Consider the following 25,735-nt stretch of genomic DNA (forward strand, 5'->3'; position numbering starts at 1 on the left):
GGCTGCATCCGGGCGACATCGCATTCGCCGGTTTGAAAACCGCTCGACGGCGACGAGTTCGACTCGGAGCCCGACGAAGCGCGCGAAGGTGATCGTCTCCACTGGATTGGGGAGTTCGACGCGTTCGAGACGTTCGCGCACCGAGTCGGTGAGGCAGCGGGGCTGCTCGCACTAGAACGGAGCTCACGCCGGAAGAATTATGCTCACTACCGCGAGGAGGTCGGGTTGGAATCGAGATGGGAAGCCAAGGAACCCGGAAGTGGCCCACGGACCGCAGAAGCTGCCGGATCGTGGCGGCTGGGCGACCTGACGGTGAATCGAGTGGGATTCGGTGCCATGCGGCTAGCCTCGGCGGCAGCGTTCTCGGACGACACGAGCCGTGATCGGGACGAATCCATAGCGGTGCTGCGGCGAGCCCGCGACCTAGGGGTCGATCATTTCGACACAGCTGCGTTCTACTTCTCACGCCGGCTCTCCGCCAACGAGCTACTCAATTCGGCATTCCCCGCGCACGACGACGACATCCTCATCGCCACCAAGGTGGGACCGGCGCGCACGTCGTCAGGCGAGTGGGCCGACCCTGCTTCGCCAACGGAGCTTCGCGGGCAGGTGGAGGAGAACCTGCGGCAGCTCGGCAGGGACCGGCTGGAACTGGTTTACCTCCGGGTTTTCGGTAGCGGCTCGATCGCCGACCACTTCGGCGCGCTGAGCGACTTGCGTCGCGATGGCCTGATTGGCAGCCTCGGCGTCTCTAACGTGTCGGTGGCGCAGCTGACGGAAGCGAGCGCAATTGCACCGGTGGTTAGCGTACAGAACCGGTTCGGACTAGATGATCGCCCTGCGCAGGCTCTTGCGGTGCTCGCCGAAACCAGTCGTCTTGGAATTGCCTTCGTGCCATATTTCGCGATGGCTGGCACGGGTCGGGAGCGGGGTCGCGCGACGGAGGAGAGTCGCGAGGTGATTCAAGTTGCCGAGGATCGCGGCATTTCGCCCGCCCAGGTGCGCCTCGCGTGGACGCTACATCAAGGGCCGAACGTGCTGGCGATCCCAGGGACGGGCGATCTGCGGCATCTCGAACAGAACGTCGCAGTGGGAGGAATCCGCTTCACCGAAGACGAACTCCAGCTTCTCTCGGCCTAGCAGGCGACTAGCTGCGATCAGGCGAGCCCAATGGACCGGCTGTAAGCGCATCGCCGCTTTAGGCCTTTCCAGGCCTTCTCGATCGTTCGGTTGAAGCGCGGGAAGCCGTCGTCCTCCCCTTCGCTCCGAAGTCAGCGCCGGCCCGCGGCGCCAAGCCCTTGACGGCTGACAAGGGAATGCATACGTTTAGCTCTTATGCGAACTAGCGAAGCGATTCCCCTTCGGGTGCCCGCGATGAAAGTATTGGCCAGCCCCACCCGTTTGCTGGTGCTGGAGTGGTTGAAGGATCCGGTTTCCCAGTTCCCGCCCCAGGTGGACGGGGACCTCGTTGCGGACGGCGTCTGTGCCGACTACCTGCGAGAGAAGCTTGATGTTGCTGCGTCGACGGCATCTCGGCATCTCGGCCTACTGGTGGACGCCGGTTTTCTAATCGCGACGCGCAAGAAGGGGTGGACCTTCTACCGCCGGGACGAGGCCGGCATCCGCGCTTTCGTCGAGGAAGTGCGGACGCTGCTGTGACCCTACTGGCCTACACGCATGTGGATGTCTTCGCCTCTGGGCCGTTCCAAGGCAATAGCGTGCCCGTGTTCCTTGACTCCGCTGGTCTGAACCACGACCAAATGCTGACGGTTACGCAGGAGCTGCGGCACTTCGAGGCCGTTTTTCTCGCGCCGACCTCTGAGGCCGGCACCTGGCGGGCGCGCGTGTTCGATCTGTCCAACGAGCTGCCGTTCGCCGGCCACCCGCTGCTTGGTGCAGCGGCCGTTCTACATCGCACCGCCGACGAGGCGTCGGCTCCGGGCCCGGACACCCGCAGCTGGGAGATTCAGCTGCGGGAGCGAACCGTGCAGATCACTACGCGGCGATCCGGTTGCGGATGGCACGCGGTGATCGACCAAGGCGCACCGCAGTTCCTCGGCACTGTGCACGATAGGGAGGCTGTGGCGCCTGCGTTCGGCCTTCATCCGACGGACCTGGCCCCTGGTCTCCCCGTCCAGGTGGTGAGCACGGGACTCCGATATCTGATCGTGCCGGTCCGCGGCGACGCGCTTGCCCGGGCCGCCATCGTCCGGGACATCACCCCGCTCGTACGCGCCGCCGGGGCCGACTTCGCCGTGCTGCTAGACGAGGAGGCACTCGAGATCCGGCACTGGAACAACGACGGCCTCGCCGAGGACATCGCCACCGGCAGCGCGGCCGGCACCATTGGCGCCTACCGGCTTCGACACGGCCGTACCGCCCCTGGGCAGCCGTTCGATTTGCATCAAGGACGGTTCGTCGGACGCCCAAGCATCATGACGGTGGAGGCACGCGGCGCCGCGGACGATGTGGCGACCGTGCTGGTCGGCGGGCCAGTCGCTTTGGTCGGTTTCGGCTCAGTGCACGAGCCTGCAGAACGATGATGAACGAGAAGGCTCGGCACACCATTACTGCAGTAGGGCCTGAGCAAATCCGCGCGGCAGTCGGGCTACCAGATCTGATCGAACCCGTCGCCGAGGCGTTCCGCCGGGCAAGCGCCGGGGAAGCCGAGAGCGGGTTGGTCGTCATGTTTCCGGCCCTGCAGCCCGATGAGGGTGATGTCTACGTGAAGACTGGAACGTTGACGGGCAGCCCGGTCCATATCGTCAAGGTGTCGCCGTGGTTCCGCGTCAACGTGGAGGACCGCCGGCCTCAGGGTGGTTTTATCGCCGTGCTCGACAGCCGGACCGGACACACTCTGGCTCTGCTTCAGGACGACCACTACCTCTCCGATTTGCGAACGGCGGCTGCCGGCGCTGTCGTAGCCAGGTCGATGGTCTCTCCCGGCATCCGTACCGCGTTGGTGGTCGGCTCCGGCACTCAGGCCTATTGGCAGTCACTCGCGCTGCATCGCGAACGGCCGTACCAGGCCCTCCTCGTCTGGGCGAGGGACCCGCAGAAGGCCCACGAGCTTACGATGCAGCTCGCGCCGGTTCTCCACGGCGTGACGTTCGAGGTGGTCTCCGAACTGGAACCGAGCGTCCGCCGAGCCGATGTCATTCTGACGACGACCCAGGCACGAGAGCCCCTGATTCAGGGCCGCTGGCTTCGACCGGGTCAACACATCACAGCCATCGGCGCTGACGACGCGACCAAGTGCGAGCTCGACACCGCAGTCCTCCGCCGGGCCCGGGTTTTCGTAGACGCTCGAGATACCGCACGCGAGACCGGCGAGGTCTTCCGTGCCATCCGCGACGACGGGTACGCGCTCGACGAAATCGCCGGAGAGCTGGGCGAGATTCTGGCCGGCGCGACACCTGCGCGGACCCGGACAGACGACATCACGGTCGCGACTCTCTCTGGGCTGGGCGTCCAAGACCTCGTCGCCGCTCAAGTGGCTCTGCAGCGACTGGGCCTAGCACCGAAAGGGTTCGCTCTTGAAACGGAGCGGACTGCCCCCTAGTGTTTTGTGGGAACGATGCCACATTCCTCGCAGGAAGGCCCTGATGCCCCGGATCCGCCGTCTGCTGCTGCTCGGACACACTCATCACGACGTCGGGTACACCAACAGCCCACGGATCATCGACCGGATGCACGCGGAGCTTGTCCGCGAAGTCCTTAGGCTAGCCCGAGAGGACGCCGCCGGGCCCGGGGATCCCCATAGGTTTCGTTGGACATTCGAGGTCGCGCGTCCGGTACTGAACTTCCTCCGCTCGGCGACCGCCGATGAGATCGCGTGCTTCCGCGAGCTCGTCGCAGATGGCACGCTCGCGGTCACCGGCGGCTATCTGAACATGACCCAACTGCCCGACCTTGCTGAGTTCGAGGTCGCCTATCGGACGCTGCAAGCGATCCGCGAAGCCGGTATCCCGGTGCGGACAGAGCAACACGGCGACGTGAACGGCATCGCGTGGGGCGTCACCGACGCCATGCTGGATGCCGGCGTCGACCGGCTCGTCATGGCGCTCAATCCCGATCACGGACGCGCGCCCCTGGAGCAGCCGAGCGCTTTCTGGTGGGAGGCGCCCTCCGGCCGTCGCGTATTCACCCTGCTGTCCACGCATTACGGCCTGGGTGAGGAGTGGGGAATCGTCGACGGGGATATGGCACTCGCTGAGGAACGCATTCTGGAGCTGATCCACAGATTGGAGGCACGCGAGGACTACCCCTTCGAGGCGGTCGTCGTGCACGCCGGAAACGATAACCGTTGGCCGACAGGCCTGTTCACGGGATTAGTACGGCACTGGAACGAACGCCATCCGGATCGGCCGATGGAGACGGCGACAATCGACTCCGCACTAGATGCACTGACCGCGTCTGCCCCCGCCGACCTGCGTGTGCTGCGCGGGGAGTGGGCGGACTGGTGGTCGCACGGTCATGGCTCGACCGCGCGCGAGGTGGCCGTGTACCGGGAGGCGCGACGCTTCGCGCTCTCCGCACGTGCGGCTTTCCGCCTTGTGGCCGAACGCGGTGAGGGCGAGTCCGCGCCCGCGCTGGCGACCGTGCTCGGCTACCGGCGCGGACCGGTTCGCCTTCGCGATGACGCCGAGCTCGACGCGGTGTTCGAACGAGTCTATGAGGAGCTGCTGATGTTCGGCGAGCACACCTGGGGCTCATGGGAGACGTACTCGAAGCCGCACTCACACTTCAGCCACGCGCACTGGAACGCCAAGGCCGCGTTCGCCTACGGCGCCTGGGATCTCGCACGCGACCTCAACGTCGAGGCGCTGTACCGGCTGGCCGCGTCTGGTTCGGCAGCCGCGCCCGTCGAGGGCGTGCTGGTCGCGAACCTCACCAACCGTCCGCGCCGCGAGGCCGTCGACGCGGAGGTCGACGGGAACCGCCGTGTGACGCTAGTTGCCGATCTGCCGCCTTCGTCCGTGGTCGTACTTCGCGCTCCGGCTGCCGAGTCCCGATTACGGGAGGGTGTGACGATCGAGACGGGCCGCTTCCGCGCCACAGTGGACCCGGTGCGCGGGGGTGTCGTTTCGCTACTGGACCTTGAGACGGAGCGAGAACTCGTGGACGTCGACGCGGATCACGGCCTCGGTGCTGTCGTTACTGAGACCGTAACCGTGGCCGGCCGCTCGCACGCCATCTTCGACAACCCGAAGAACTTCAACCCGACGTTCCCGGGTCCTGAATTCGAGCGGGCGCACGCCTGGTCGTCTACGACCCCTCAGGTCACGGAAACGGATGATTATGTGCGCATCCGTTGGTGGAGCGAGCGGCCCGGCCAGCTCACCGCCGGGCATACGCTGACTCTGTTCCACAACCTCGATGACATCGACCTCGCCGTGCACATTGCCAAGCCCGAGAACTTCGGCCCGGAGAGCGTGCTCGTGACATTCCCCTTCGCAGCCCGCTCGCCGGAGTTCCTGCTGGAGACCGCTGGGGCGGTCTTCACAGCCGGATCCGAACAGTTGCCGGACACCTCCCAAGACTGGTACTCGGTGCAACACGCCGTCGGCATTCGCAGCAGCGACGGCGCGGCGGCGATGCTGTGGGGAACCGTGGATGCACCCCTCGTCCAGCTGGGCGGATTCCACACAGGGGAATGGGCACGGACACTGAACGCACCGAACGGCCATATCAACAGCTGGGTGATGAACAACCTCCACTTCACCAACTTCCAGGCCCGGCAGGAGTTCACCGGAACCCTGCACTACCGGTTCCGCCCCGCCGAGGCTGCAGGGCTCCGCGAGGCGGTCCGGGAGTACGGCAGCATGCTTGCCCTGCCGCTTCAGGCGCGGACGTACGCCGGCCCGCTGGGTTCGTGAGCAAGGTTCCGGAAACTGGCTCAGAGGTCGCCCCGAAGTGTGCCCCGATCGCCCACGGCACGGATCGGACATAGATAAGAGACCACGCGGGTCTCGGAAAGGATGGAACCATGCGTATTTTTCTGGCCGGTGGCTCTGGCGTGATCGGCATCCGCTTGATCCCCGCCCTTCTCGCTGCCGGGCATGAGGTGGTCGCGACGACCCGTCGTGCAGAGAACGTCGCCAGAATTTCGCAGTCCGGCGCCCAGGGAGTGGTGGTTGACGCGTATGACGCCCAGGGGCTCGAGGCAGCGGTGGCAGCGGCCGATCCCGACCTCGTACTGCATGAGCTAACGGACTTGAGCGAACACGATACGGAAGCGAACGCGCGATTGCGCCGTGAGGGCACCGCGAACCTAGTCCGCGCGGCAAAGCTGGCGGGTGTGGATCGGATGATCGCGCAGAGCATCGCCTGGATTTTCCCAGACGGTGAAATGCCGGCTACCGAAGACGATCCCATCACGCTCGGTTCGGCGGTCGATGACATGGAGCAGTTGGTCCGCTCCATGACTCACGCCACCATTCTTCGGTACGGGATGCTTTACGGGCCGTCCACCTGGTATGCCCCAGAGGGGGAAGTCGCCAAAGCCGTTCGTGCCGGGATGGTGCCGGCGACCCCGGCGATCACCAACTTCGTGCACATTGACGACGTCGTGGATGCAACGGTGAAAGCACTTTCCTGGTCTGACGGGACCTACCACATCGTCGATGACGAACCTGCGGCAGGAACCGTCTGGCTTCCCGTCTTCGCAGCACGGCTGAACGCACCGGCCCCTCCTGTAGCGCCTCTTCCAGAGGGCGCGCCGCGCGGTCGCGCCGTCTCGAACACGAAGGCCAGAGCGGCTGGATGGGTGCCAAACTATCGCTCGTGGCGCGACGGCTTCACCGTCTAGAAGTACGCGCAGGAGGAACCGAGTCGTTCTAGTGCTACTCCGCAGCCGCGAGAATCAGTTTCGGTCCGCTGGCCGAGGTGCGCGCAAGGCTTGACGCTCCCTGATCTCCTCGGCGGACAGATACGTCAGCATTTCCCGACCCGGGACGCACATCATCACGGCGAGGAACTTGGTGAACCCGTCGCTGAGGTTGTTGGCGGCCTGCCAGTGGACTACGTCGCCCCCCGGTTCCCAGAACGCTTCACCAGCTTTGATGACCCTTTGCGGCTCGCCTTCCAACTCGAAGATGAGTTCTCCCGTGATCACGTAACCAAAAACAGGCCCGGAATGACGGTGCGGCGGCGATCCGGGCGACCTTGGCTCAAGCTCGATAGTCACCGACATCACATCCGGTCGGCCCAGGTCGAACCTTAATTGGACATGGTCCAGCAACTGAAATACGGGGGATCCTTCTGGCATCTGTTACTCCTCAATCGACTCGGCGTCCAAGCGGGTTATCTCGAACCCACGCAGATTGACGGATCCACGCTCGGCTTGGTGGCTAGCGTTGAAGGGATGCTGCAACGTCCTGGAGCTCGGCTATTGATCCGTCAGCAATCACGCGGACGTTGGCGGAGATCACGTCGATCGGCCAATCCCACCATGCCACGGTGAGCAGGGCGTTGACGTCGGCAGCGTCAAAACGAAGGCGGATGGTTCTGGCAGGGTTTCCGCCGACGATGGCGTAGTCGGGCACCTCTTTGGTGACAACGGCACCGGTCGAGATGATCGACCCGTGGCCGATCCGGACGCCCGGCATGATGGTGGCGTTGCTACCGATCCAGACATCATTGCCCACGACGGTGTCGCCGCGGGAAGGCAGGTCTGCAATGAGATCCGCATGCTCGCTCCACGGAGGTCCCATGATGGGGAACGGGTAGGTGGACACGCCGCTCATCCGGTGGTTGGCGCCGTTCATGATAAAGGTCACGCCAGTAGCGAAGGCGCAGAACTTTCCGATCACGAGGCGCTCGGGTCCGTAGTGGTGGGTGACGTTGCGTGTCTCGAATTCCGTGGCATGCTCCGGGTCATCGTAGTAGCTGTATTCACCGACTTCGATCAACGGGCTCGTTATCAGCGGCTTCAGGAGCACAACTCGCTCTTGGCCGGGGATGGGATGAATGACGGTGGGGTCGGGGCCGGTCAACAATTTGTTGTCCTCTGATTTCGTGGATCTCGACTTCGAGAAGGTCGGCAAAGTTGAATCAAGCGGAACTCATGCCCGCACAGAATTAGGTGTAGCAGGCCAGGACCTCATTGACGCGTGATGGCGTGGCGGCAGCCCTGGACCGCGCTATTGTCGGCCGGGGACTCCATCGGATCCACCGCGGCGGCGCCTAGGCGATCGGGGTCCGGTCGGTTGGCAGGCCAAACCTCTCGGCATACCGGACCACGAGCGCCAGAACGGACGCCGTCGTGAATCCGAGTGCCCTGGCCTCAACTACCAGCGGTACGACTCGCCTGCTCGCGAAGCTCTCGCGTCGCTCGGCCAGGATGAGAGCCGCGGCCCCGTGCGCGATGCGCATCCCGACGCCTCGTTGGGGCTGCAGAACGCCCCTCGCCACCAGCAGACGCAGCCCTCGAGCAGCGGTGGCCGGGTTCATGCCGAAGGCGCCAGCGCAAACGTTTGCGGACGGTGCCAGGGTTCCTTCGGGATATCTGCCCGCGACGATGCTGTCGGCGATTTCCGATGCCACGAGCTGATACAGGGGGACGCGTTCCGCGTCGGGCTCGATCATCGGCGCCCACTGGTGGCGGTTGCGAGCTTGAGAAGCATTTCCGGTGCGTGCCGTTCTAGGTGTGTGCCCGCTGCCCGGCCGAGTCCGATCGTGCATGCGCAGCCGATCACAATGCCGAGGGGGAGGGCAAGCCAAGTAAGCCAGATTGCTCCGGTCGCCGACCCGACGACCAACGCCGCGAGCACGGGCACCGCAGTCACGGCGGTCAAAAGGAGGGTGGCGTAGGTCGTGAGCGTCCAGGAAGGGGTCGGCCCGCCCCCGTCGTCCAACGGCTGCGGTGCAACGGCGGATACCAGCGCCAGAACGCCGCATCCCCCGCCCAGTGCGACGGGGAGCAGAGCCAGCACCCAAGGCCACAATCCGGGCTGACGATCGATGAGGAGACCCGCAACGCTGAGAATTACCGCATAAGGGCCGATAAGGAGGAGCCACGCGAGCTGGCGTCCGCGGATGTCCGCTCGCTCCGCGTGCGGCGTGGTTACGGTGATCCCGAGCGACGGCCCATCGAAGCCGAAGGAATTGCCGGCGACGGCCGCGGCGATGATCGCCGTGCCCAGTCCCGCGAACGGGAGCAGGACATCCGTGCCCTGGCTGACGAGGGGGACCACGCATACGCCGAGGCCGACGACGAATGCGATGAGGAGGAAGCCAGAGCGAAGCGGATCGCGGAGCCAGAGCCAGAGCTCTTTGGAGGCGACTGCGCCCGTGGGTGTGGAAGGCAGCATGCGCCGCAGTCGACGTACGCGAGCGCGCCTCCCAGCTCCGCCAGCACTGACGAGACGTTCCGCGAGCACTCGTGGCCACCAGCGCATCATCGCGACGCACACGCTGGCGAAAGCCACCAAGAGGAGCAACGCGAGAATTGGCGCGCCGCTCGACCAGAGGCTGATCGAGTCGCCCGCCCATCCGGTCGGCATTGCCATCAGCACGGCGCTCAGCACGCTGGCGCGGCCGTCTGTCACCGATGCCATGAGGGCCGGCGCGAGGGTACCAGTGACAAAGACGGCACTGACCAGGAGCGCTGCGATGAGTGTGCTGGCATCTTGTCGACGGCGGGAGCCGGAGGGCACCGCGGCGGCGACGATCGTGCTCAAGGCGCTCACCAACGCGAGGGTGATTGCTACGCCCAGAATGCTGATCGCGCCTTGGGCTGGTCCTGCGCGGAAGCCGAAGACAATCAGGGCGGCGAAGGCCAGTGCCATGAAGGCGAGGGCGGGATCCGTGAAGCCGACGACGAGAAGAGAACGGGCAAGGGCCTTCTGTGGTGTGGGCAAAATGCGGAAGAGATCTAGGGGCGTGACGCTGTCAGGCCCAGAGAACGCTGCGAAGCCTATGCGCCCGCAGGTCCACACCAGAACAAGGAGTGAGATTTCGCCGAGCCCGCCGTGCAGGGGGGCGGTGAATCCGGTGAGAAATGTCCCGGCGGCGGTGAGGAGACCGACCGTGGCCGTACCGACCAGGGCAACGATGCCGAAAGGGGACTGCCGCATGTTGGACAGCCCGGCGGCCCGCATGCGAATCAGGATACGAACCATGACAACGTCACCCCCGCCGCGCTCGACCCGATCTGCTGAGCGAACGCATCGTCGAGGCTGCGGCCGGCGCGCACCTCGTCCAATGTTCCCGCGGCGACTACTCGACCGCCTGCCAGGATGGCGACGTGGTCGCAAAGCGCCTCGACCAGTGGCATAACGTGACTCGAGAAGAGGATCGTGCCGCCCCCGTCGATGAAGCCGTCGAGAATGGACCGGATCGTAGCGGCCGACACCGGGTCCACGGATTCGAGAGGCTCATCAAGCACGAGAACTCGTGGGCCGTGCAGAAGCGCAACCGCCAGTGCGATCTTCTTCGTCATTCCTGTCGAGTAGTCGGCAACGACCGTTCCGGCCGCGGACACGAGGCCCAAGGCGGTTAGCAGCTCGTCCGCGCGCTCCGCCACCAGTCGCTCATCCAAACCGCGAAGCAGCCCGACGAAAGTGAGAAGCTCCATTCCGGTGAGGCGCCGGGGGAGAAAGTCGGCCTCCGGCATTACGCCGAGTGCGCTCTTGGCGGCAACGGGGTCGTTCCAGAGGTCGAAGCCGTGTACCGAGGACGTGCCCGAGTCGGGCCGGATGATGCCGGTCGCCATCGAGAGCAGTGTCGTCTTGCCAGCTCCGTTCGGCCCCACCAGACCGTAAAACGACCCTTCGGGGATGCTGAGCTGGACGCTGTCGACTGCGGTGAAGTCGCCGAACCTCTTGGTGAGGGCTTCGAACCGGAAGGCAGGCGATGCTGCGGCGCTCGCGCGAGCGCCCTTTGCCTCAGCAACGCTTCGGCTCATGAGGATTCTCCATTCCGCACCGACTTTGCGGTCGCGCGATCAAAAAGTGCGACGAGTTCGGCCTCGAAGGAATCCAGGTCGAACTCCGGGTCGGAACGTAGCCGCTCTGACGTGGCATCGATGGTTGCTCGCAGGGACATCGCCAGGATTCGCGGAGCAAGGTCACCGAACTCGCCGGCTTCTGCCCCGTCGGCGAAGAGTTTCTGCAGCTCGAACGCGGCTGCTGCTTGGCTTTTCGCGAAAAGCTCCGGCACGCCCGCCGTAGCGCGTGCATTCGCGAGCACCTCGGTAACGGCTGCTATTTCGGTGCGATGAGTTGCGAGGAACGAGACGTTGGCGGCGATGTAACGACGAAGAGCCTCGCGGTAAGACCCCGCTCCTTTCACCCTCGGTATCATCCACGCTTGCGCGGACGCGAGGACCGCAGTCACCACCTCCTGCAGTAGTTCGGCCTTGCTCGCAAAGTGATAGGAGAGCACGCCTTTGCTGACCTGAATGCGGTCCGCGATCGCGGACATAGAGGTCGCGGCATAGCCGCTCTCCGCAAGGACCTCGATCGCCGACTGGGTGATCTGGGTACGCCGCGCCTCGGTCGTAAACGAGGCCCTCTTTTCCATCGGTTCTGTCCGCACGGTTAAAAATTAGTACACGCGGCCAATCGATGCAACGGGTGCCGGGTGACTAGAGGGGGAGCGACATTTTGTAGTTGGTCATCTTCACACCGCGCGTGACCGGATGTTGCTCTGCGACAACCGTGAATCCGTGCTTTTCGAAGAACGGGCGCGCCGTAATGCTCGCGTCTGTGTACAGCTCGGGCGAGCCTGCCGCGAGGGCGACGTCGTAAAGATGCGCCAGGAGGGCACCGGCTACTCCGCGTCGTCCGAATTTTGGCGCGACGAACATCATGTCGATGTAACCGTCGTCTCCGACGTCCGAGAAGCCCGCTACCTCTGCCCCGATGGTCGCTACGACGGTATTCAGCGACTCTCTGGCCGCGTTCCACCGTGCAAGGTCGTGATCACCTGGTCTGGCCCAGGCGGCGATCTGCTCCGCTGAATAGTCTTTCGACGCGGTATCGGTTATCGCTGTCACGAAAATCTCCAACGTCGCAAGGGCATCGGTTTCGGTGTACGGACGGATTTCCATCCCCGGATTGAATCACAATGGGCGCTCAAACGCACCGGGGTCTGCGAACCCGGCGGGGAGGCCAAGCATGTCGAGGAAAGCGGCCGCAGCGGGGCTGCTCCCGCGGTTCCAGATGACATATTCGGCGCGTGTCGGCGCGTCGACGACCTCCACGGTGGCAACGCCCCTCAGCCGAGGTGCGTATCCCGAGGCGAACATGGCAATGCCTAGGCCATTGCTCACTAGTTCTGCCATGAGATCTGCCGAGGACACCTCGAAGGCCACGTCGCGGGTGAGACCCGCGGCTGAGAAGGCGAGGTCTGTCTGGGCTCGTCCGGCTGTCCTGGCCGGCAAGTCCACAAATGTTTCCGACGAAAGTTCACGGAGCGAGACCGATTGCTCGCTTGCGAGCGCATGATCAGGCGAGACGACCGCCACAAGACGATCTCGAGCCAGCTCGTACGCGTTGACGCCTCGGGGTCGCGCGGTGGTCGGCACTCCAAGGAAAGCAACCTCGAGCGCGCCTTCTCGGACCTGTTCTGTGAGTTCGTCGCTCGCACCTACGCGCAGGCTGATTCGGACGTGCGAGTACTGCGTCCGGAAGTCGTGCAGAACCCGCGGAATGTCGATGGCAGCGACGGTCGGGATCAGCCCAACAGCTAGCCGCCCACGAATCTCGCCAACAGCAGCGGCGGCGTCGACAGCTGCTCGCGCCGCGGCATCAAGGCACTGACGAGCCGCTGGCAGAAATGCCGCGCCGGCCGGCGTCAAGCGCACTCGGCGACTGGTGCGCTCGAATAACCGCGCGCCTAGCTCACGCTCCAAGCGGGCCACCTGGTGACTGAGGGCTGACTGGACGACACGGCACCGTTCGGCAGCCTGCGTGAAGCTCTGAAGTTCAGCCACGGCAACGACGTAGCGCATTTGTTGTAGTTCCACAGACCCATCTTCCACTGTCATGAATCGGGTGACAACAATGCATTGGACTCATCGATGGATAGCGGGTGACACTGAGGCAGTGACGGATCTGAGAACCAACGAAACACGAGACAAGGCCACTTCCCGTTCACGGGCATGGGCCGGGGTATCAGCCATCACGGCCAGCTTGTTCGTGTTTCTGACAACCGAACTGATGCCTGTCGGGCTGCTGAGTCCGCTCAGCACGAGCCTGCACATTTCGCTGGGGACTGCCGGCCTGATGGTTACCCTGCAGGGATTGGCTGCCGGGGTCGGAGTCGTCTTTATTGTGGCGTGGACGCGGCGGCTGGATCGAAGGCTCTTGCTCTCAATCCTCCTAACAGTCTTGGTCGTCGGCAACCTTGTTACAGCGATATCGCCGAGCTTTGCGCTGATTTTGGCCACGCGGCTTTTGATGGGGTTCGCGAGCGGCGTCTTCTGGGCTATCGGCGTTAGCATGGCGATGCGCCTGGTTCCGAAACACCAAGCGAGTCGGGCCGCTGCCGTCGTGATGTCGGGAATCTCAATCGCGACAGTGGTGGGCATACCCCTGGGTACAATTCTCGAGAGTTTCGTGGGCTGGCGAGGTACCTTCCTTATCTGGTCCGGCCTCAGCCTGCTGGTGATGCTCTGCGTGATTGCAACCATTCCATCGCTGCGATCAACGAATACTGTGCCGGTCCGCGAGGTGTTCGTGCTTCCGCTCAGAAACGCCCGGCTTCGCCTGGTGTTGTTCGCCGTCGTCTTCTTCGTGCTCGGCCATTTCGGCGCGTACACCTTCGTGCGTCCGTTCTTGGAACAGAGTTCCTCCGCCACGCCTGTCTTCGTCACTCTTGTGCTGATGGTCTTCGGCGCGGGAGGCGCTCTGGGCAACCTCGCCGCCGGGCACGCCGTCAGGAGGAGTTTGAGGGGCACCTTCATAGTCGGTTGCGTCGGACTCGTGGCGTCGTTGCTGGTGCTTCTCGGGGTGGGTCACGGACAAGTCGGTACGACAATTTCGTTGGCCTTCTGGGGACTCTCCTTCGGAATTGTGCAGTTGTGTCAGGTGAATATGACGCAAGCAGCGGCACCCGAAACGTTCGAGGCGGCGATGTCGCTCAACACGATGGCCTACAACACGTCCATCGCACTCGGAGCTCTCTTCGGGGGAGTGCTGGCCGACCACATCGGTGTCACCAGTGCGATGTGGCTCGGCGTGGCACTAACGGCGGTCGCGCTACTGCTCGCGATCACCAGGAACGGAATGTTTGCAGGCGCGAATTGACGAGGCGCGTTGCGATCATTTGAGGTCCAGGCCGGTTTCTAGCTGCGCCATCGCGGCGTCCATCAATCCGATCGGATCCGCGGTCGGATCGTCGGCCACCGCCGACATCATCGCCATCGCGGCGCCGACGATCGCGCCAGCTAGAACTCGGATCTCGAAATCATTCGAGTCGCGACCGCTGCGTTCGGCGATCGCTACCGAGAAGGTGGTCATCGTTTCCGCGATCTGAGCCATCGCGGCAGCTCGGAGGGTTGGCACCGAGACTACCAACGCGATGCGCTCGCTGTGCTCGGCCTTCTCTTCTGCGCTGAGGCCGTCGAAGGTCTTCCGCAACGAGCGCCGCAATGCATCAAGCACCCCGATATCCGGGGGCAGAGACGTGAATGTTTCGATCAGCAGCGGATCGAAGTCGTCGGAGATGATCAGATCTTCTTTGGTCGGAAAGTACCGGAAGAATGTGCTCTCCGAGATCTCCGCGAGGGTGATGATCTGTTCGATCGTCGTATTCTCGTAGCCCTGACTTCTGAAAAGCTTGAGGGCGATGCTCTGAACCGAGGCACGGGTCTGTGCCTTCTTGCGTTCTCTCAGTCCGCGGGCGGGTTTTTCAGTTGGGGACGACAACAGGTACCTCTTCAACAGACTCCGCCGCGCGGCGTGGGATGAACAGTACCGCCAGAATAGCGCCGACCGCAGCGATGCCGGCGCAGACGAGAAAGGCGGTGTCCATTCCTGCAACGAACGCAGCTCGCACCGAGCCCAGCAGCGCTGCGGATCCAGTTCTCGTGGCGATCGCCACGCCGGCGAAGATGCTCTGGTGTGCTTGATCGGCCGCCCTGTTGGAGAGGCCGAGTGATGCGAGGTGGGAGAGGTAGACGGCGCTCAGCACGCTGCCGAACACGGTTGTTCCGAGCGGCCCCCCGATCTTCTGGATGGCTTGAACCACCGCCGAGCCGATCCCGCTGTCTTCGGCATTAAGTTGTGAGAGTGCGGCGGAGGTTGCGACGGAGGTAGTGATTCCAGCGCCTGCTCCAACGACCACCATCCACGCCATCACGAACCAAGCCGGCGAGTTCGCCACGGTGGATGATCCGACTAGGAACCCACTGGCGATCAGCAGAAAGCCCCACATGAGTGTCATCCGGTTGCCTATGCGGCCAGCCACTCCGTTTGCCGCGATCGCTCCGACGACGAGGCCAGCGATCAAAGGCAAGAGTCGCATTCCTGATGTCTGCGCGTCGACGCCGAGTACGCCTTGGAAGTATTGCGGCATTGTGAAGATGAGACCAAGCAGGGCTAGGCCACCGATCGCGGCGAGAATTGCGCCCCACAAGAAACGGGCGGATTCGAAGAGCGCAGGCTCGACCAGCGGGTCGCCGCCGAGCGCCTTCGTCCGGCGCTCCCAAGCAAAGAAGAGTCCGAGGGTAACTGCGCCCCCGATCATCAGGGTCAGCGCCCAGGCGTCAGTCCAGCCACGCTGCCCGGCTTCAACCAGCCCAGCCGTCACGGCGGCGAGGCCGCCGGCAGAGGTGACGATTCCAACGGGGTCGAGACGACGCACTTTCTCACTTCGCGACTCGGGAATGAGAAAGCCGGCGGCGATCAATCCCAAGATGACGACCGGAACGTTGAGCAGGAAGAGGGCGCCCCAGTGGAAGTGGGTCAGCATCCAGCCGCCGAGAATCGGACCCAGGGGTAGAGCCATGAAATTGGATGCAGCAAAGATCCCCACGGCCTTGGGCCGCTCGTCGACGTCGAAGAGGACGGTCACGGCGGAGAGGGCCATGACAACAACTCCCGCTCCCGCCAGTCCGAGGAGTAGGCGCCCTCCGAGGAACGCGGCTGATGTCGGTGCGTAGGCGCAGATAGCCGAGGCGACGCCGAAAAGAGTCAGGGACGCGAGCAAGGTCTTCTTGCGTCCGAATCGGTCGCCGATGAGGCCAGCAGGTAGAACGGCGGCCGCGAGGACGAGCAGGTAGCCCGAAGAGAACCATTCGAGGTCAGCTTCGGGCGCGCGAAGTGCGGTCGCGAGTGTGGGAAGGGCGACGCTGAGGGCGGTGGCGTCCAGCCCGATCGCGAGAACGGCGAGACTGACTCCTCCCAGTGCCATCCACTGCCGGACAGAGGAACGCTTTGCGGTTGTTACCATCTAATGACGGTAGCACTGATTTGAGGGTAACCGTCAGTTTGTTGCTCGAAGGTTCGGCCCGTATGCGCATCGCACTGGTAGATGTAGCATCCTCATTCATGCTCGTTCCCGATGTCCAACGGCTGCGTGAAGACGCGACGCGACGCGCCGGCTTGAGAGCGCTGGTGCCATTTGCTGGGAGCGTTGACCAGATGGAACTCGGGAAAGGGACCCCTCCCCTCTCTGCTCGCCTCTATCGTCCGGATCTCGCCACGCGGCCTGGAGTGAAAGTCGTGTTCCTCCACGGCGGCTACGCGGTCTTGGGTGGGCTGGACCTCCAGGACGGGTATTGCCGGCGGATCGCGGCCATCCTCGGCATCGAGGTGCTCGCGATCGATTATCGGCTCGCCCCGGAGCATGTGCTGGCCGACTCCGCGGATGACGCCGTCGCGGCAGTCGTCGCGCTCCGTGCCCAGGGTCCTGAGCGGCTGGTGCTATGGGGCGACTCAGCGGGCGGTGCCGTTGCGCTACGCGCATCGCGGGCGGCCCGTCCTGCCGTATTGGTGCTGACGAACCCGAACGTCGATCTGAGGCTCGCTGAATACGACGAAGCGGCGCCGGGTGGACCAGACCGGGAATTGTCGGGCTGGGCCTTCGCGCAATGGGCAGGGGAGGGCCAGCTCGAGCGGGCGCCCGATTTGGCGGCGAACGTCGCGGACTTGCCACCAGTCTTCGCAGCGGTGGGGTCAGACGATTCACTACTGCCGGACTCCAGGCGGCTGGTTGAACGTTGCCGGCGGGCCAACGTCCCTTCAGAGCTGGTCGTAGTGCCTGGCGCCTCTCATGGCTTCATGTCCGCGCAGGACGATCCGGCTGTCAAAGACGTGATCACCGCGGCTGGTGACTTCCTTGATGCGCACAGCTGAGCGTCCGATTCTCTCGTGAATTGGTCTCGATTGCATCCCGATCTGCATCGGTTGAATTCGAAAGCCGGCGCAGGGGGCTTGGTATTCGTGACTATCGGTGCTGGGTTCAGTCGTTCCCGCTGTGGGCATCAAGGTGCGACCGGGTGGCGTAGGAAGATTGGGCGCCCGGCGCGCTGACAGCGAAAGTGCCCGCGAGAACGCCCACTCGCACCGCTTCCTCGAGGTCATCTCCAACCGACAGCGTGGTGGCTAGTGCTCCCACGAACGCGTCGCCCGCCCCCGTTGTGTCGACGACCCGTGCTCCGCCGTCGGCGGCTTGATGCCCACTGCGGTCTCCGGTCGGCCAGCACGCTCCGGACGCGCCCAATGTGATCACTGCGGAACGCGCAGTTCGGCAAAGTTCGGTGCACCCACTTAGCGCAGTTTCCACATCGGTCACGGGCCATCCGAGCAAGCTGCTCGCTTCGTGCTCGTTCAGAATGAGCGGGTCGGCGGCGGCAAGGATATCGCTGGGGAACTCCCGGTACGGGGCGAGGTTGAACACCACTCTCATTCCGGTTTCGGCGGCGGCGTGGATGGCGCTCTCGACCACGGCCGGCTCGGATTCGGCCTGGACCACGAGTATTGCGGGGAGAGCCGCTGCACGCCGGACTGCCTCCGCCACGCGAGCCGGCGCAAGGGAAAAGTTCGCCCCGGGCACAACGATGATCGAATTTTCTCCCGAGTCGAACACCGTGACCATCGCGAGTCCGGTCTGTCCTCCGGCGATCTCTACATTCGAAGTGTCGACACCTTCGGCTTCGAGGGCTCGTAGGTTCGACCAACCGTTCTCGTCGTCACCGACGGCAGCGATGAGCGTGACGTTGGCTCCCATCCGACGCGCCGCGACGGCTTGGTTGGCCCCCTTTCCCCCCGGCTGCCGGCGGAGGTCGTGGGCCAGGAGCGTTTCGCCCGGGACGGCTGGCCGCGAAACGGTGACAATGTAATCGCTGTTGATCGAGCCGACCACCGCGATATGCGCTCCTCGATTTTCCGCGGCAGCACTGCTTGGGCGGACCTGCCGTTGCGTTGAGCTGATCGCTTTGGATCGGCGTCAACGTGCGCCGTACTGACTGTCCTTGGAACGTTGCGGTGTCCGAAAAGGAGGTAAGGGGAAAAGCGCGGCGGCGCGCGCGAGTTCACTAATCGGCGCGTGCGCGCTGCAGGAGTCCTTCGACTAATGCCCGAAGTCCGGCTTGATAGGTGTCGCGCTGCGCAATGCTCGGCCACTCGTTTCCAAGCCCCGCGAGGACGGGAAACTGCGTGGGGCTCAGGTCCCGAAAAACGGAGTCCCGGTAATTGGGCCGGTCGCGATCAGCGTTCCTCCGCGCGGAATGGGACCGCACGAGAATTTCACCCGCTGTGAAATACCAGATAGACCGGTACAAGTCCGCCGCCGCGATGGGGGTGAGGCCGCAGTCGATGGCGGCAGCCACCATAGTTTCCACCATCCGCAACGAATCCTCGCCGACCAGGTCGTCTGCGATGAGGATTTCGGTGGCCCAAGGTGCCGCCGAAAGGGTGTCGTGGATTGCAGTCGCAGCAGCGACGATTCGTTCGGCTGGGTCCTCCGGCATTGCGGGGTGCTGCAACTCGGACGCCCGTGCGTTCAGCAACTGAACAAGCAAGTCTTCTCGATCGCGAACGTGGTGATAGAGCGTTGCCGCACCGACGCCGAGATAGCCAGCCAGATGGCGAATGGTCAATTTCTGCCATCCGTCCCTTTCGATGAGTTCCTGAGCGCCGAGGAGGATCTGGGCCCGGGACGTCGAGGGCGGGCGGCCCGACGGTCGGCCGCTGGCGCGTGAAGTCATGTCGTCATCATCGCAGGCCCGCCCTCTCGCATCGTGAGAATTGCCTCTCACAGTTACGCGTGCTAATTTCCCGAACATGTTCGATAAAGCTGCAGCGTCCGTTGGGATGACAAAGGCGAAGCATCACAGCGCTGTGCCGGCGGCGCGATCCATACCCTTGGTATGCGCCGCAGTCTTCGGTCTGATGACTGGTCAGCAGATGGTGAACCCAGTCCTCGCGCCACTCGCTCGCGAGCTCGGAATTACAGAACTGGCTCTGGGTCTTGTCATGGCTGTCGGCGCCTCCGGTGTCGTCTTCGCGAGCGGCTTCTGGGCGCGCCGAGCTCTGGTGTGGGGTCACCGCCCCGTGCTACTCATATCGTTGCTGGGAGCGGCGAGCGGCCTTGCGGTATTCGCGGTAGTCGCCCAGTTGGGCCTCGATCACGCACTGCCTGCACCGCTGCCATTCACGCTGGTGGTCCTAAGCCGCGGGCTGCTCTTCGGTCTGGCCTGGGCTGCCGCCCCTGCAACCGCGCAGTCGTACATCGCCCGAACGACCACAGGGTCCGCGGAACGAGTCCGAGGGATGTCGATGTTCGGGGCCGCTCAGGGTCTTGGCCTCGCAGTCGGGCCGGCCGTCGGCGGTGTGTTGAGCGCCGGAGGACTCCTTCTACCCATGTACATGGCGCCGGTTGTGTTGCTCTTGATCGCCGCTGTACTGCTATTCGCCCTCCCGGGAGGCTCCAGCCAGGTTTCGGACGCTGCGCCAGCGCGCGTCCGCATCTTGGATCGGCGGATATGGCCGTTCCTGCTCATCGGCTTCGGCCTGTACCTCTCCATCACCGTCGTGTTGATGACCCTCGGCTTCCTTCTGCAGGATCGAGTTCATGTTTCGGAGGCCCAGGTGGGTCTTCAGACCGGGTTGGTCACTCTCGCAGGTGCGGCCTTCATCGTCATCGTTCAGATTCTCATCGTTCGCAGACTCGCCTGGCCGCCGCATCGCCTGATTCGCATCGGCTGTCTCGTCATGCTCGGAGGGACGATTACAGTGGCACTTGCGTCCACGGCGCTCTGGCTCGCTCTTGGAGTGGCCCTGATGGGAGCCGGCCTTGGCTTTGGTATGCCGGGTGTCTCTGCCGCACCGAGCCTCCGAGCGAGCGCTGCCGAGCAGGGGTCAGTGGCTGGCTTGGTGACAGCTACCGTTGCCGTCACTTTCGTCCTTGGCCCCCTCGTCGGGGATGGCCTTTATGAAGTTGGCTCTTCCGCTCCCTACATCGCATGCGTGGTGCTGCTGGCAGGGCTGTCGCTGTTCGCCTTCAGCTATCGAGGAGTGCGCGGAAACGCGGACTCCTCGGTTGGATGAGCTACCTAGCGCCAGGACCACCTGAGTTGCGACTCTTCGGATCGTTGGAACGGGCTGCGCGCCCGCGCGACCGAATGCTCAGGTCGCTGTCAACTCGGATCTTGGCCTGCCAAGGCAAAGACTGCGGTGGCTCAGCAGCCCATAGCCGATCCCCTGACCAATGCGGACGCATCAAAGGTTGACACTTTCCGAACGCGTTCGTAAACTCTCGTCTCACATGTGTCCGTCGTATCCGAACCCGGAAGTCTGTTATGTCAACTGTCAATAACGCTCGCGCAGTATCCATCACTCTGAGTCTGGGCCTAGTCCTCACCGTTATCGCAACTGCTGTGCCCTTCGTAGGGGCGCCAGTGGGAGAGCTCATCTCGGCATACGTGAAGGCGGGATACCCGGCCGCAAGTACGTCAGAGGTTTCAACTGCAACCACGATCTACCTCGTCGGCTTGGCCCTCGTTGGAATCTGCGGTGTAGTGCTCTGGGGAATCGCAATTGCGGCCACTCGGGCTGGCAAATGGTGGACCCCTTGGTTCGTCACCTCGGCGATGGTCGTCGGCATAGCGGTCGGACTGTTCGATCTCATGGTCCGTGACACGAATGGAGAGACCGGGCTTCCAGCCCTAGTCGGTTGGCTTGGTCTCGCGCCTTCTGCTGCAGGGGTTCTCGCCGTCGCTTTGCTTTGGATAAAGCCAGCCGCCCCTCGCCCCATGCCCGGCCACCCCTCGTACTGACGGGGCACAAAGGAGCACAAATCATGTCCTCTATAGAACAGGCTGAACATCGCCCGATGGTTTCCGATGTTATCCACCCGAGTGATCCGCGGTATGCGCAAGCCCGACGCACACGATTGATCTCTGGCTCCCCGTCGCTGGTCATCGTTCCTAACGACATTCGCGAGGTGAGTGCGGCTGTCCGGTTCGCAGGTGAAAACCAGCTGGAGATCGCCGTCCGTGGCGGTGGCCACAGCTTCGCCGGCTTCAGCACAACCGATTCCGGCATTGTCGTCGATCTCGCTCGGCTGACGGATGTGACAGTTCTCGATGAGGAACGTCACATCGTCAGGATCGGCGGCGGCGCAACTTGGGGCCACGTCGCAGACGTCCTGAGTCCGCGAGGGCTGGCGATTTCTTCGGGCGACACGCGAAGCGTCGGGGTCGGCGGCCTCACGCTCTCGGGAGGCTTGGGCTGGAAGGTCCGAAGGTATGGGCTCGCGTTGGATTCCCTCCGGGCGATCGAGATCGTCGTCGCGGACGGCACGATCTTGCGTGCGTCCGCCTCCGAGAACCGCGACCTCTTTTGGGCCATTCGCGGCGGCGGCGGCAACTTCGGCATCGTCACCGCGTTTGACTTCATTGCGCACCCGAGCACCGACGTCTTCTTCGGAAAGCTCACCTTCCCGCCGGCAGAGGCGGCGAGCGTGCTGGAGGGCTGGGCACACCACCTCTCAGCTGCCCCGGAACAGCTGACCTCGATTGCAAACCTGGCTAACCCCGTCACAGGAGGCCCTGTCGCGCCCGTGGAGGTCTACGTCTGCTGGGACGGCGACGACCTCGAAGAGGCGAACCGAGCGCTTGCCCCGTTACGCCAGTTGGGCACGGTTTTGAGCGACGACGTCGGCCGGTGCACGTATGCGTCCATCCTCGACGAGGGCGGCACCGTACCAGAGCAGTTTCGAATCGCTACGCGAAGCGGTTTCGTCGACGGGCCGTCCGTCGTGAGCGCATTGCGAAAGCTTGTGGAAGTCGCACAATCCGAGGGCACTCCCTTCATCTCCATTCGTGCTCTTGGGGGGGCGCTGTCTAGGGTTCCTGCTGACGGGACCGCTTACGCGCACCGTTCGGCAGCCCTCATGGTGGCCACAATTTCGGGCGGTCTGGCCACCGATATTGAGGCTGGTCAGCCCGACCGTGAGCGGATGTGGGAGGAGCTTCGGCCGCACCTCTCCGGCGCTTACGCCAACTTCCTCGACTCAGCCACACCGGACGACGTCAACAGGGTTTATCCGAGTGCGACCTACCGACGCCTAGCGTCCGTTAAACGCCGCTACGACCCGGCGAACCTGTTCCGATTGAACCATAACGTTATCCCCGCGGATGAGTGCATTGAGCACACTTCGTCGTAGTCCCCACCCCGGAGCCTGCGGCCCGGACGGGAAGAGCGATCGCGCTGTCGACGCGGAGCACGGGCGAGCCAATGTCGCGTCGCACCACCATTATCGAACGCTTTCGCCGGCTCCGCAGGAGGCGATTTTCATCGTCGTCCTGACGTACAAGGTGCCGATAACGCACATTGACGCGGAGCTGCACAGCCATAGGCAGTGGTTGGAGGAGCAGTACCGCGCCGAGAGGTTTGTCGCCTCCGGTTCGCAAGTTCCGAGGGTTGGCGGAGTCATCATCACACGGCCGACGAGCGAGACGGAGTTGCGTCAGGTCTTGGCCGAGGACCCTTTCGCGCGTCGCGGCTACGCCGACTACGAGCTGATCCAGTTCGTACCAACCATGTCCGTGCGGGACCCGTCCATTCTGCTGCGGTGAAAGGATTCTGATGGACTCGTTCCTAGCAAGCGCGGCGCGAATGCCCGCGCTGAAAGAGCGCATTCTCGACGCCCCGGACCAGTTTCGGGTTCTGACCGGGGAGCGGCCTACCGGCCTTTTGCACCTCGGCCATTATTTCGGCACCCTCCAAGAGCGCGTGCGACTGCAGAATCGGGGCGTCCGCACCTTCGTGGTGATTGCCGACTATCAGGTCATCACAGATAGAGACACCGCAAACAATGTCAGCATTCATGTGCGCGAAGCTGTGCTCGATTATCTGGCTACCGGCCTGGATCCCACGGAAACTACGATTTTCACGCACTCGGCCGTTCCGGCTTTGAACCAGCTCCTGGTTCCGTTCCTCAGCCTCGTCTCGGATGCCGAGCTGCGGCGCAACCCGACGGTGAAGAGCGAGATGGCGGCCTCTGGACGCAGCCTGAGCGGGCTGCTGCTCACGTATCCAGTCCACCAGGCGGCAGACATCCTTTTCTGCAAAGGCAACCTGGTCCCGGTCGGGAGGGACAATCTCCCGCACGTGGAGTTGGCAAGAACCGTTGCCCGTCGATTCAACGACCGGTTCGCTCCGCTGTTTCCCGAACCGGAGCCGCTGATCACTGATGCCCCGGAGGTACCCGGGCTGGACGGTCGCAAGATGTCCAAGAGCTATGGGAACGCCATTTCGCTCGCGATGACGGCCGACGAGACCGCTGATGTCATCCGTCGTACGCGCACCGACGGTATCCGGCGGATCGCATTTGATCCAGTAACACGTCCTGGTGTTTCCGGACTCCTGTCAACCGCCGCCCTGTGCCTGGGTTCCCGTCCGGAGGACATCGCTGACCAGATCGGGGACAAGGGCAGCGGCGAACTGAAACGGTTGACGACCGAGGCGGTCAACAGCTTCTTGGCGCCACACCGAGCTCGCCGCGTAGAAATGGCGGCCGACGTCGCTCTCGTCGACGACATTTTGCAGGAAGGGAACGCTCGCGCGAACCAGATGGCGGAGACGACGTTGGACGAGGTCCGGCAAGCGATGGGAATGACGTACAGCATCAGGGATCAGAAGCGACAGCTGTGACCAACACCTACTCACGCAAGCAGCCAGATCGAGAGCGGTTCTCCGGGGGCGTCCCCGGTGAAAAGCCTTATCGTCAGCCCGTGGCTAACAGCGGCAATTCAGCCGTAGTGGCGTCGTGGCAAGACGACTTTCCTCGGTGGTACCAAGATGTGCTTGAGAAAGCGCAGCTGGCAGACAACGGGCCCGTGCGCGGCACAATGGTCATCAGGCCCTATGCGTACGCGATGTGGGAACGAATGCAAGCCGAAGTCGATGCGCGTATCAAGGCGACGGGTGCTGAGAACGTGTACCTGCCGATGCTCATTCCGCAGTCGTATCTTGAGCGCGAAGCCGAGCATGTCGAGGGATTCAGCCCGGAGTTGGCCGTCGTAACGCATGCGGGAGGAAAGGCCCTAACCGAACCGGCCGTGGTTCGCCCCACGAGTGAAACCCTGTTCGGCGGGGTCATGTCGAAATGGATCCAGTCCCATCGAGACTTGCCCATGCTGTTGAACCAATGGGCAAACGTTGTCCGCTGGGAACTGCGCCCGCGGCTATTCCTCCGAACAACTGAATTTCTCTGGCAGGAGGGGCACACAGCTCACGCGACCGCTGGGGATGCAGCAGCGTACGCGAAGCGGGTCCACTTGGATGTCTACCGTGACTTTTTGCAAGACGTTCTCGCCATCCCCGTACTCGTGGGAGTGAAAACCAGAAGAGAGCGTTTCGCCGGCGCGGTGAACACGATGACCTGCGAGGGCATGATGGGCGACGGCAAGGCACTTCAGCTAGCGACGAGCCATGAACTCGGTCAGAACTTCGCCCGCGCGTTCAATATCACCTACTCCGATACCGGCGGAAACCAGCAGACCTGCTGGACCACCTCCTGGGGCTCGAGCACTCGCATGATGGGCGGAATGATCATGAGTCATGGGGACGAGGCGGGTCTACGAGTGCCACCCCACGTCGCTCCCGTGCAGGTGATCGTTGTCGCAGTCAAGGGCGACGAACGAACCATCGCGGCGGCCTCTGCAATCGTTGATGCCGTGCAAGCGGAGGGCGTGAGGGTACGGCTGGATGCACGCGAGACGCCGGGCTTTGGTCGCCGGGTCGTCGAGTGGGAGCTCAAGGGCGTGCCTCTACGTATCGAAGTGGGGCCTCGCGATCTCGACCAACAGCAGGTCACTGTTGCTCGACGCGACGCGCCTGGTAAGACGACGTTGCCGTTGAGCCAGGTAGCACCGACCGTGACTGCATTACTCCACGCGATCCAAAAACGTCTGTTTGACGACGCCCGACTGCGGCTCGCTCGCAACACGGTGGATGTGGCGAGGGTCGAGGATGCGGTGGCTGCCGCGTCCTCCGGGTTCGCGCGGCTCCCTTACTCCGCCCTCGGCGACCAGGGCGAAGAAAAACTCGCCGCCCACGCCATTAGCGTCCGATGCTTGCAAACTGAAGGGGGCGAGTTACCGGGGGCGGGAGATACGGAAAGTGATCTGTTTGCGATAGTGGGGCGCAGCTACTAAGCGGCCAGTGCCTCTCCGCGTTCACCCGTCGTATCGCGGCGCTCATGGCGCTTGTGCAAAAGCAAACGTCACCGTGCCTCGAACTCGGCGGCCACATACTACCGACTGGTCGCTTCAATG

At 63.7% G+C, this 25,735-nt stretch carries 26 protein-coding genes; 14 read left to right on the plus strand and 12 right to left on the minus strand.

Going from position 1 to position 25,735, the window contains the following annotated elements:
• The first annotated feature begins 225 nt into the window (after positions 1-225).
• The 6 genes from AB4079_RS12445 (at position 226) to AB4079_RS12470 (ending at position 6,811) form a co-directional block, all read left to right on the plus strand.
• Positions 226-1,140 carry an aldo/keto reductase gene (locus tag AB4079_RS12445; protein ID WP_441787617.1) on the plus strand — a complete coding sequence of 305 codons (915 nt, stop codon included), beginning with the start codon at positions 226-228 and terminating at the stop codon, positions 1,138-1,140.
• 234 nt (positions 1,141-1,374) lie between these two features.
• Complete coding sequence (locus AB4079_RS12450) at positions 1,375-1,659, plus strand: ArsR/SmtB family transcription factor (protein ID WP_441787618.1); 285 nt, start codon at positions 1,375-1,377, stop codon at positions 1,657-1,659.
• A complete protein-coding gene (locus tag AB4079_RS12455) occupies positions 1,656-2,543 on the plus strand; it encodes a PhzF family phenazine biosynthesis protein (protein WP_441787619.1) in 888 nt (295 codons plus the stop codon). The genes AB4079_RS12450 and AB4079_RS12455 overlap by 4 nt, the downstream gene beginning before the upstream one ends.
• Positions 2,540-3,562, plus strand: a complete 1,023-nt coding sequence (locus tag AB4079_RS12460; RefSeq protein WP_441787620.1) for an ornithine cyclodeaminase family protein — start codon at positions 2,540-2,542, stop codon at positions 3,560-3,562. The genes AB4079_RS12455 and AB4079_RS12460 overlap by 4 nt, the downstream gene beginning before the upstream one ends.
• A 43-nt stretch (positions 3,563-3,605) precedes the next feature.
• Positions 3,606-5,879 carry a hypothetical protein gene (locus AB4079_RS12465; RefSeq protein WP_441787621.1) on the plus strand — a complete coding sequence of 758 codons (2,274 nt, stop codon included), beginning with the start codon at positions 3,606-3,608 and terminating at the stop codon, positions 5,877-5,879.
• Between the two features lie 110 nt (positions 5,880-5,989).
• Positions 5,990-6,811, plus strand: a complete 822-nt coding sequence (locus AB4079_RS12470; protein WP_441787622.1) for an NAD-dependent epimerase/dehydratase family protein — start codon at positions 5,990-5,992, stop codon at positions 6,809-6,811.
• Positions 6,812-6,865: 54 nt separating this feature from the next.
• Here AB4079_RS12470 and AB4079_RS12475 read toward each other — a convergent pair whose 3' ends face one another.
• The 8 genes from AB4079_RS12475 to AB4079_RS12510 form a co-directional block, all read right to left on the minus strand.
• Entirely contained in the window at positions 6,866-7,270 is a 405-nt protein-coding gene (locus AB4079_RS12475) for a cupin domain-containing protein (protein WP_441787623.1), read from the minus strand.
• Between the two features lie 82 nt (positions 7,271-7,352).
• Positions 7,353-7,997 (minus strand): CatB-related O-acetyltransferase, encoded by a 645-nt coding sequence (locus AB4079_RS12480; RefSeq protein ID WP_441787624.1) that lies wholly within the window; start codon positions 7,995-7,997, stop codon positions 7,353-7,355.
• Between the two features lie 190 nt (positions 7,998-8,187).
• Entirely contained in the window at positions 8,188-8,589 is a 402-nt protein-coding gene (locus tag AB4079_RS12485) for a GntR family transcriptional regulator (protein WP_441787625.1), read from the minus strand.
• Positions 8,586-10,124: a hypothetical protein gene (locus AB4079_RS12490; RefSeq protein WP_441787626.1), complete on the minus strand. Its 1,539-nt coding sequence runs from the start codon at positions 10,122-10,124 to the stop codon at positions 8,586-8,588. The genes AB4079_RS12485 and AB4079_RS12490 overlap by 4 nt, the downstream gene beginning before the upstream one ends.
• Positions 10,109-10,909, minus strand: coding sequence for an ABC transporter ATP-binding protein (locus AB4079_RS12495; RefSeq protein WP_441787627.1), 801 nt, complete (start codon positions 10,907-10,909; stop codon positions 10,109-10,111). Before AB4079_RS12495 ends, AB4079_RS12490 begins: the two co-directional genes overlap by 16 nt.
• Entirely contained in the window at positions 10,906-11,541 is a 636-nt protein-coding gene (locus AB4079_RS12500) for a TetR/AcrR family transcriptional regulator (protein WP_441787628.1), read from the minus strand. The genes AB4079_RS12495 and AB4079_RS12500 overlap by 4 nt, the downstream gene beginning before the upstream one ends.
• A gap of 49 nt (positions 11,542-11,590) precedes the next feature.
• Positions 11,591-12,055, minus strand: coding sequence for a GNAT family N-acetyltransferase (locus AB4079_RS12505; RefSeq protein ID WP_441787629.1), 465 nt, complete (start codon positions 12,053-12,055; stop codon positions 11,591-11,593).
• Positions 12,056-12,067: 12 nt separating this feature from the next.
• Positions 12,068-12,973 (minus strand): LysR family transcriptional regulator, encoded by a 906-nt coding sequence (locus AB4079_RS12510; RefSeq protein ID WP_441787630.1) that lies wholly within the window; start codon positions 12,971-12,973, stop codon positions 12,068-12,070.
• 79 nt (positions 12,974-13,052) lie between these two features.
• Between AB4079_RS12510 and AB4079_RS12515 the strand changes: the two genes are divergently transcribed.
• Positions 13,053-14,255 carry an MFS transporter gene (locus AB4079_RS12515; protein ID WP_441787631.1) on the plus strand — a complete coding sequence of 401 codons (1,203 nt, stop codon included), beginning with the start codon at positions 13,053-13,055 and terminating at the stop codon, positions 14,253-14,255.
• A 15-nt stretch (positions 14,256-14,270) separates the two neighbouring features.
• Here the strand turns inward: AB4079_RS12515 and AB4079_RS12520 are convergent, their stop codons facing one another.
• Both AB4079_RS12520 and AB4079_RS12525 read right to left on the minus strand, forming a co-directional pair.
• The gene (locus AB4079_RS12520; RefSeq protein WP_441787632.1) at positions 14,271-14,876 is read right to left on the minus strand and encodes an acyl-CoA-like ligand-binding transcription factor; all 606 of its coding nucleotides are present in this window, start codon (positions 14,874-14,876) and stop codon (positions 14,271-14,273) included.
• Positions 14,860-16,401 (minus strand): MFS transporter, encoded by a 1,542-nt coding sequence (locus AB4079_RS12525; RefSeq protein ID WP_441787633.1) that lies wholly within the window; start codon positions 16,399-16,401, stop codon positions 14,860-14,862. The genes AB4079_RS12520 and AB4079_RS12525 overlap by 17 nt, the downstream gene beginning before the upstream one ends.
• Before the next feature lie 62 nt (positions 16,402-16,463).
• Here AB4079_RS12525 and AB4079_RS12530 point away from each other — a divergent pair, with 62 nt between their 5' ends.
• Positions 16,464-17,306 carry an alpha/beta hydrolase gene (locus AB4079_RS12530; RefSeq protein ID WP_441787634.1) on the plus strand — a complete coding sequence of 281 codons (843 nt, stop codon included), beginning with the start codon at positions 16,464-16,466 and terminating at the stop codon, positions 17,304-17,306.
• Between the two features lie 106 nt (positions 17,307-17,412).
• Here the strand turns inward: AB4079_RS12530 and AB4079_RS12535 are convergent, their stop codons facing one another.
• A complete protein-coding gene (locus AB4079_RS12535; protein ID WP_441787635.1) occupies positions 17,413-18,315 on the minus strand; it encodes a ribokinase in 903 nt (300 codons plus the stop codon).
• Between the two features lie 172 nt (positions 18,316-18,487).
• Entirely contained in the window at positions 18,488-19,159 is a 672-nt protein-coding gene (locus AB4079_RS12540; protein ID WP_441787636.1) for a TetR/AcrR family transcriptional regulator, read from the minus strand.
• A 106-nt stretch (positions 19,160-19,265) separates the two neighbouring features.
• Here AB4079_RS12540 and AB4079_RS12545 point away from each other — a divergent pair, with 106 nt between their 5' ends.
• The 6 genes from AB4079_RS12545 (at position 19,266) to proS (ending at position 25,615) form a co-directional block, all read left to right on the plus strand.
• Complete coding sequence (locus tag AB4079_RS12545) at positions 19,266-20,501, plus strand: MFS transporter (RefSeq protein ID WP_441787637.1); 1,236 nt, start codon at positions 19,266-19,268, stop codon at positions 20,499-20,501.
• 350 nt (positions 20,502-20,851) lie between these two features.
• On the plus strand, positions 20,852-21,229 hold the full coding sequence (locus AB4079_RS12550) for a hypothetical protein (protein ID WP_441787638.1): 378 nt from the start codon (positions 20,852-20,854) through the stop codon (positions 21,227-21,229).
• 23 nt (positions 21,230-21,252) lie between these two features.
• A complete protein-coding gene (locus AB4079_RS12555) occupies positions 21,253-22,620 on the plus strand; it encodes an FAD-binding oxidoreductase (protein WP_441787639.1) in 1,368 nt (455 codons plus the stop codon).
• Entirely contained in the window at positions 22,592-23,032 is a 441-nt protein-coding gene (locus tag AB4079_RS12560; RefSeq protein ID WP_441787640.1) for a YciI family protein, read from the plus strand. Before AB4079_RS12555 ends, AB4079_RS12560 begins: the two co-directional genes overlap by 29 nt.
• A 10-nt stretch (positions 23,033-23,042) precedes the next feature.
• The gene (gene trpS / locus AB4079_RS12565; protein ID WP_441787641.1) at positions 23,043-24,110 is read left to right on the plus strand and encodes a tryptophan--tRNA ligase; all 1,068 of its coding nucleotides are present in this window, start codon (positions 23,043-23,045) and stop codon (positions 24,108-24,110) included.
• On the plus strand, positions 24,107-25,615 hold the full coding sequence (gene proS / locus AB4079_RS12570; RefSeq protein ID WP_441787642.1) for a proline--tRNA ligase: 1,509 nt from the start codon (positions 24,107-24,109) through the stop codon (positions 25,613-25,615). The genes trpS and proS overlap by 4 nt, the downstream gene beginning before the upstream one ends.
• The last annotated feature ends 120 nt before the right edge of the window (positions 25,616-25,735 follow it).

The organism is Leifsonia sp. 2MCAF36 (assembly GCF_052115525.1).
GTDB lineage: Bacteria > Actinomycetota > Actinomycetes > Actinomycetales > Microbacteriaceae > Leifsonia.

Excerpts from the sequence above, each read along its gene's own strand:
- AB4079_RS12540 (WP_441787636.1), bottom strand. The coding sequence starts at position 19,159 with ATGACTTCACGCGCCAGCGGCCGACCGTCGGGCCGCCCGCCCTCGACG.
- AB4079_RS12560 (WP_441787640.1), top strand. The coding sequence starts at position 22,592 with ATGAGTGCATTGAGCACACTTCGTCGTAGTCCCCACCCCGGAGCCTGC.
- AB4079_RS12470 (WP_441787622.1), top strand. The coding sequence starts at position 5,990 with ATGCGTATTTTTCTGGCCGGTGGCTCTGGCGTGATCGGCATCCGCTTG.
- AB4079_RS12505 (WP_441787629.1), bottom strand. The coding sequence starts at position 12,055 with ATGGAAATCCGTCCGTACACCGAAACCGATGCCCTTGCGACGTTGGAG.
- AB4079_RS12495 (WP_441787627.1), bottom strand. The coding sequence starts at position 10,909 with ATGAGCCGAAGCGTTGCTGAGGCAAAGGGCGCTCGCGCGAGCGCCGCA.
- AB4079_RS12465 (WP_441787621.1), top strand. The coding sequence starts at position 3,606 with ATGCCCCGGATCCGCCGTCTGCTGCTGCTCGGACACACTCATCACGAC.
- AB4079_RS12490 (WP_441787626.1), bottom strand. The coding sequence starts at position 10,124 with ATGGTTCGTATCCTGATTCGCATGCGGGCCGCCGGGCTGTCCAACATG.
- AB4079_RS12450 (WP_441787618.1), top strand. The coding sequence starts at position 1,375 with ATGAAAGTATTGGCCAGCCCCACCCGTTTGCTGGTGCTGGAGTGGTTG.
- trpS (WP_441787641.1), top strand. The coding sequence starts at position 23,043 with ATGGACTCGTTCCTAGCAAGCGCGGCGCGAATGCCCGCGCTGAAAGAG.
- AB4079_RS12545 (WP_441787637.1), top strand. The coding sequence starts at position 19,266 with ATGACAAAGGCGAAGCATCACAGCGCTGTGCCGGCGGCGCGATCCATA.
- AB4079_RS12475 (WP_441787623.1), bottom strand. The coding sequence starts at position 7,270 with ATGCCAGAAGGATCCCCCGTATTTCAGTTGCTGGACCATGTCCAATTA.
- AB4079_RS12530 (WP_441787634.1), top strand. The coding sequence starts at position 16,464 with ATGCGCATCGCACTGGTAGATGTAGCATCCTCATTCATGCTCGTTCCC.
- AB4079_RS12485 (WP_441787625.1), bottom strand. The coding sequence starts at position 8,589 with ATGATCGAGCCCGACGCGGAACGCGTCCCCCTGTATCAGCTCGTGGCA.
- AB4079_RS12525 (WP_441787633.1), bottom strand. The coding sequence starts at position 16,401 with ATGGTAACAACCGCAAAGCGTTCCTCTGTCCGGCAGTGGATGGCACTG.
- AB4079_RS12555 (WP_441787639.1), top strand. The coding sequence starts at position 21,253 with ATGTCCTCTATAGAACAGGCTGAACATCGCCCGATGGTTTCCGATGTT.
- AB4079_RS12460 (WP_441787620.1), top strand. The coding sequence starts at position 2,540 with ATGATGAACGAGAAGGCTCGGCACACCATTACTGCAGTAGGGCCTGAG.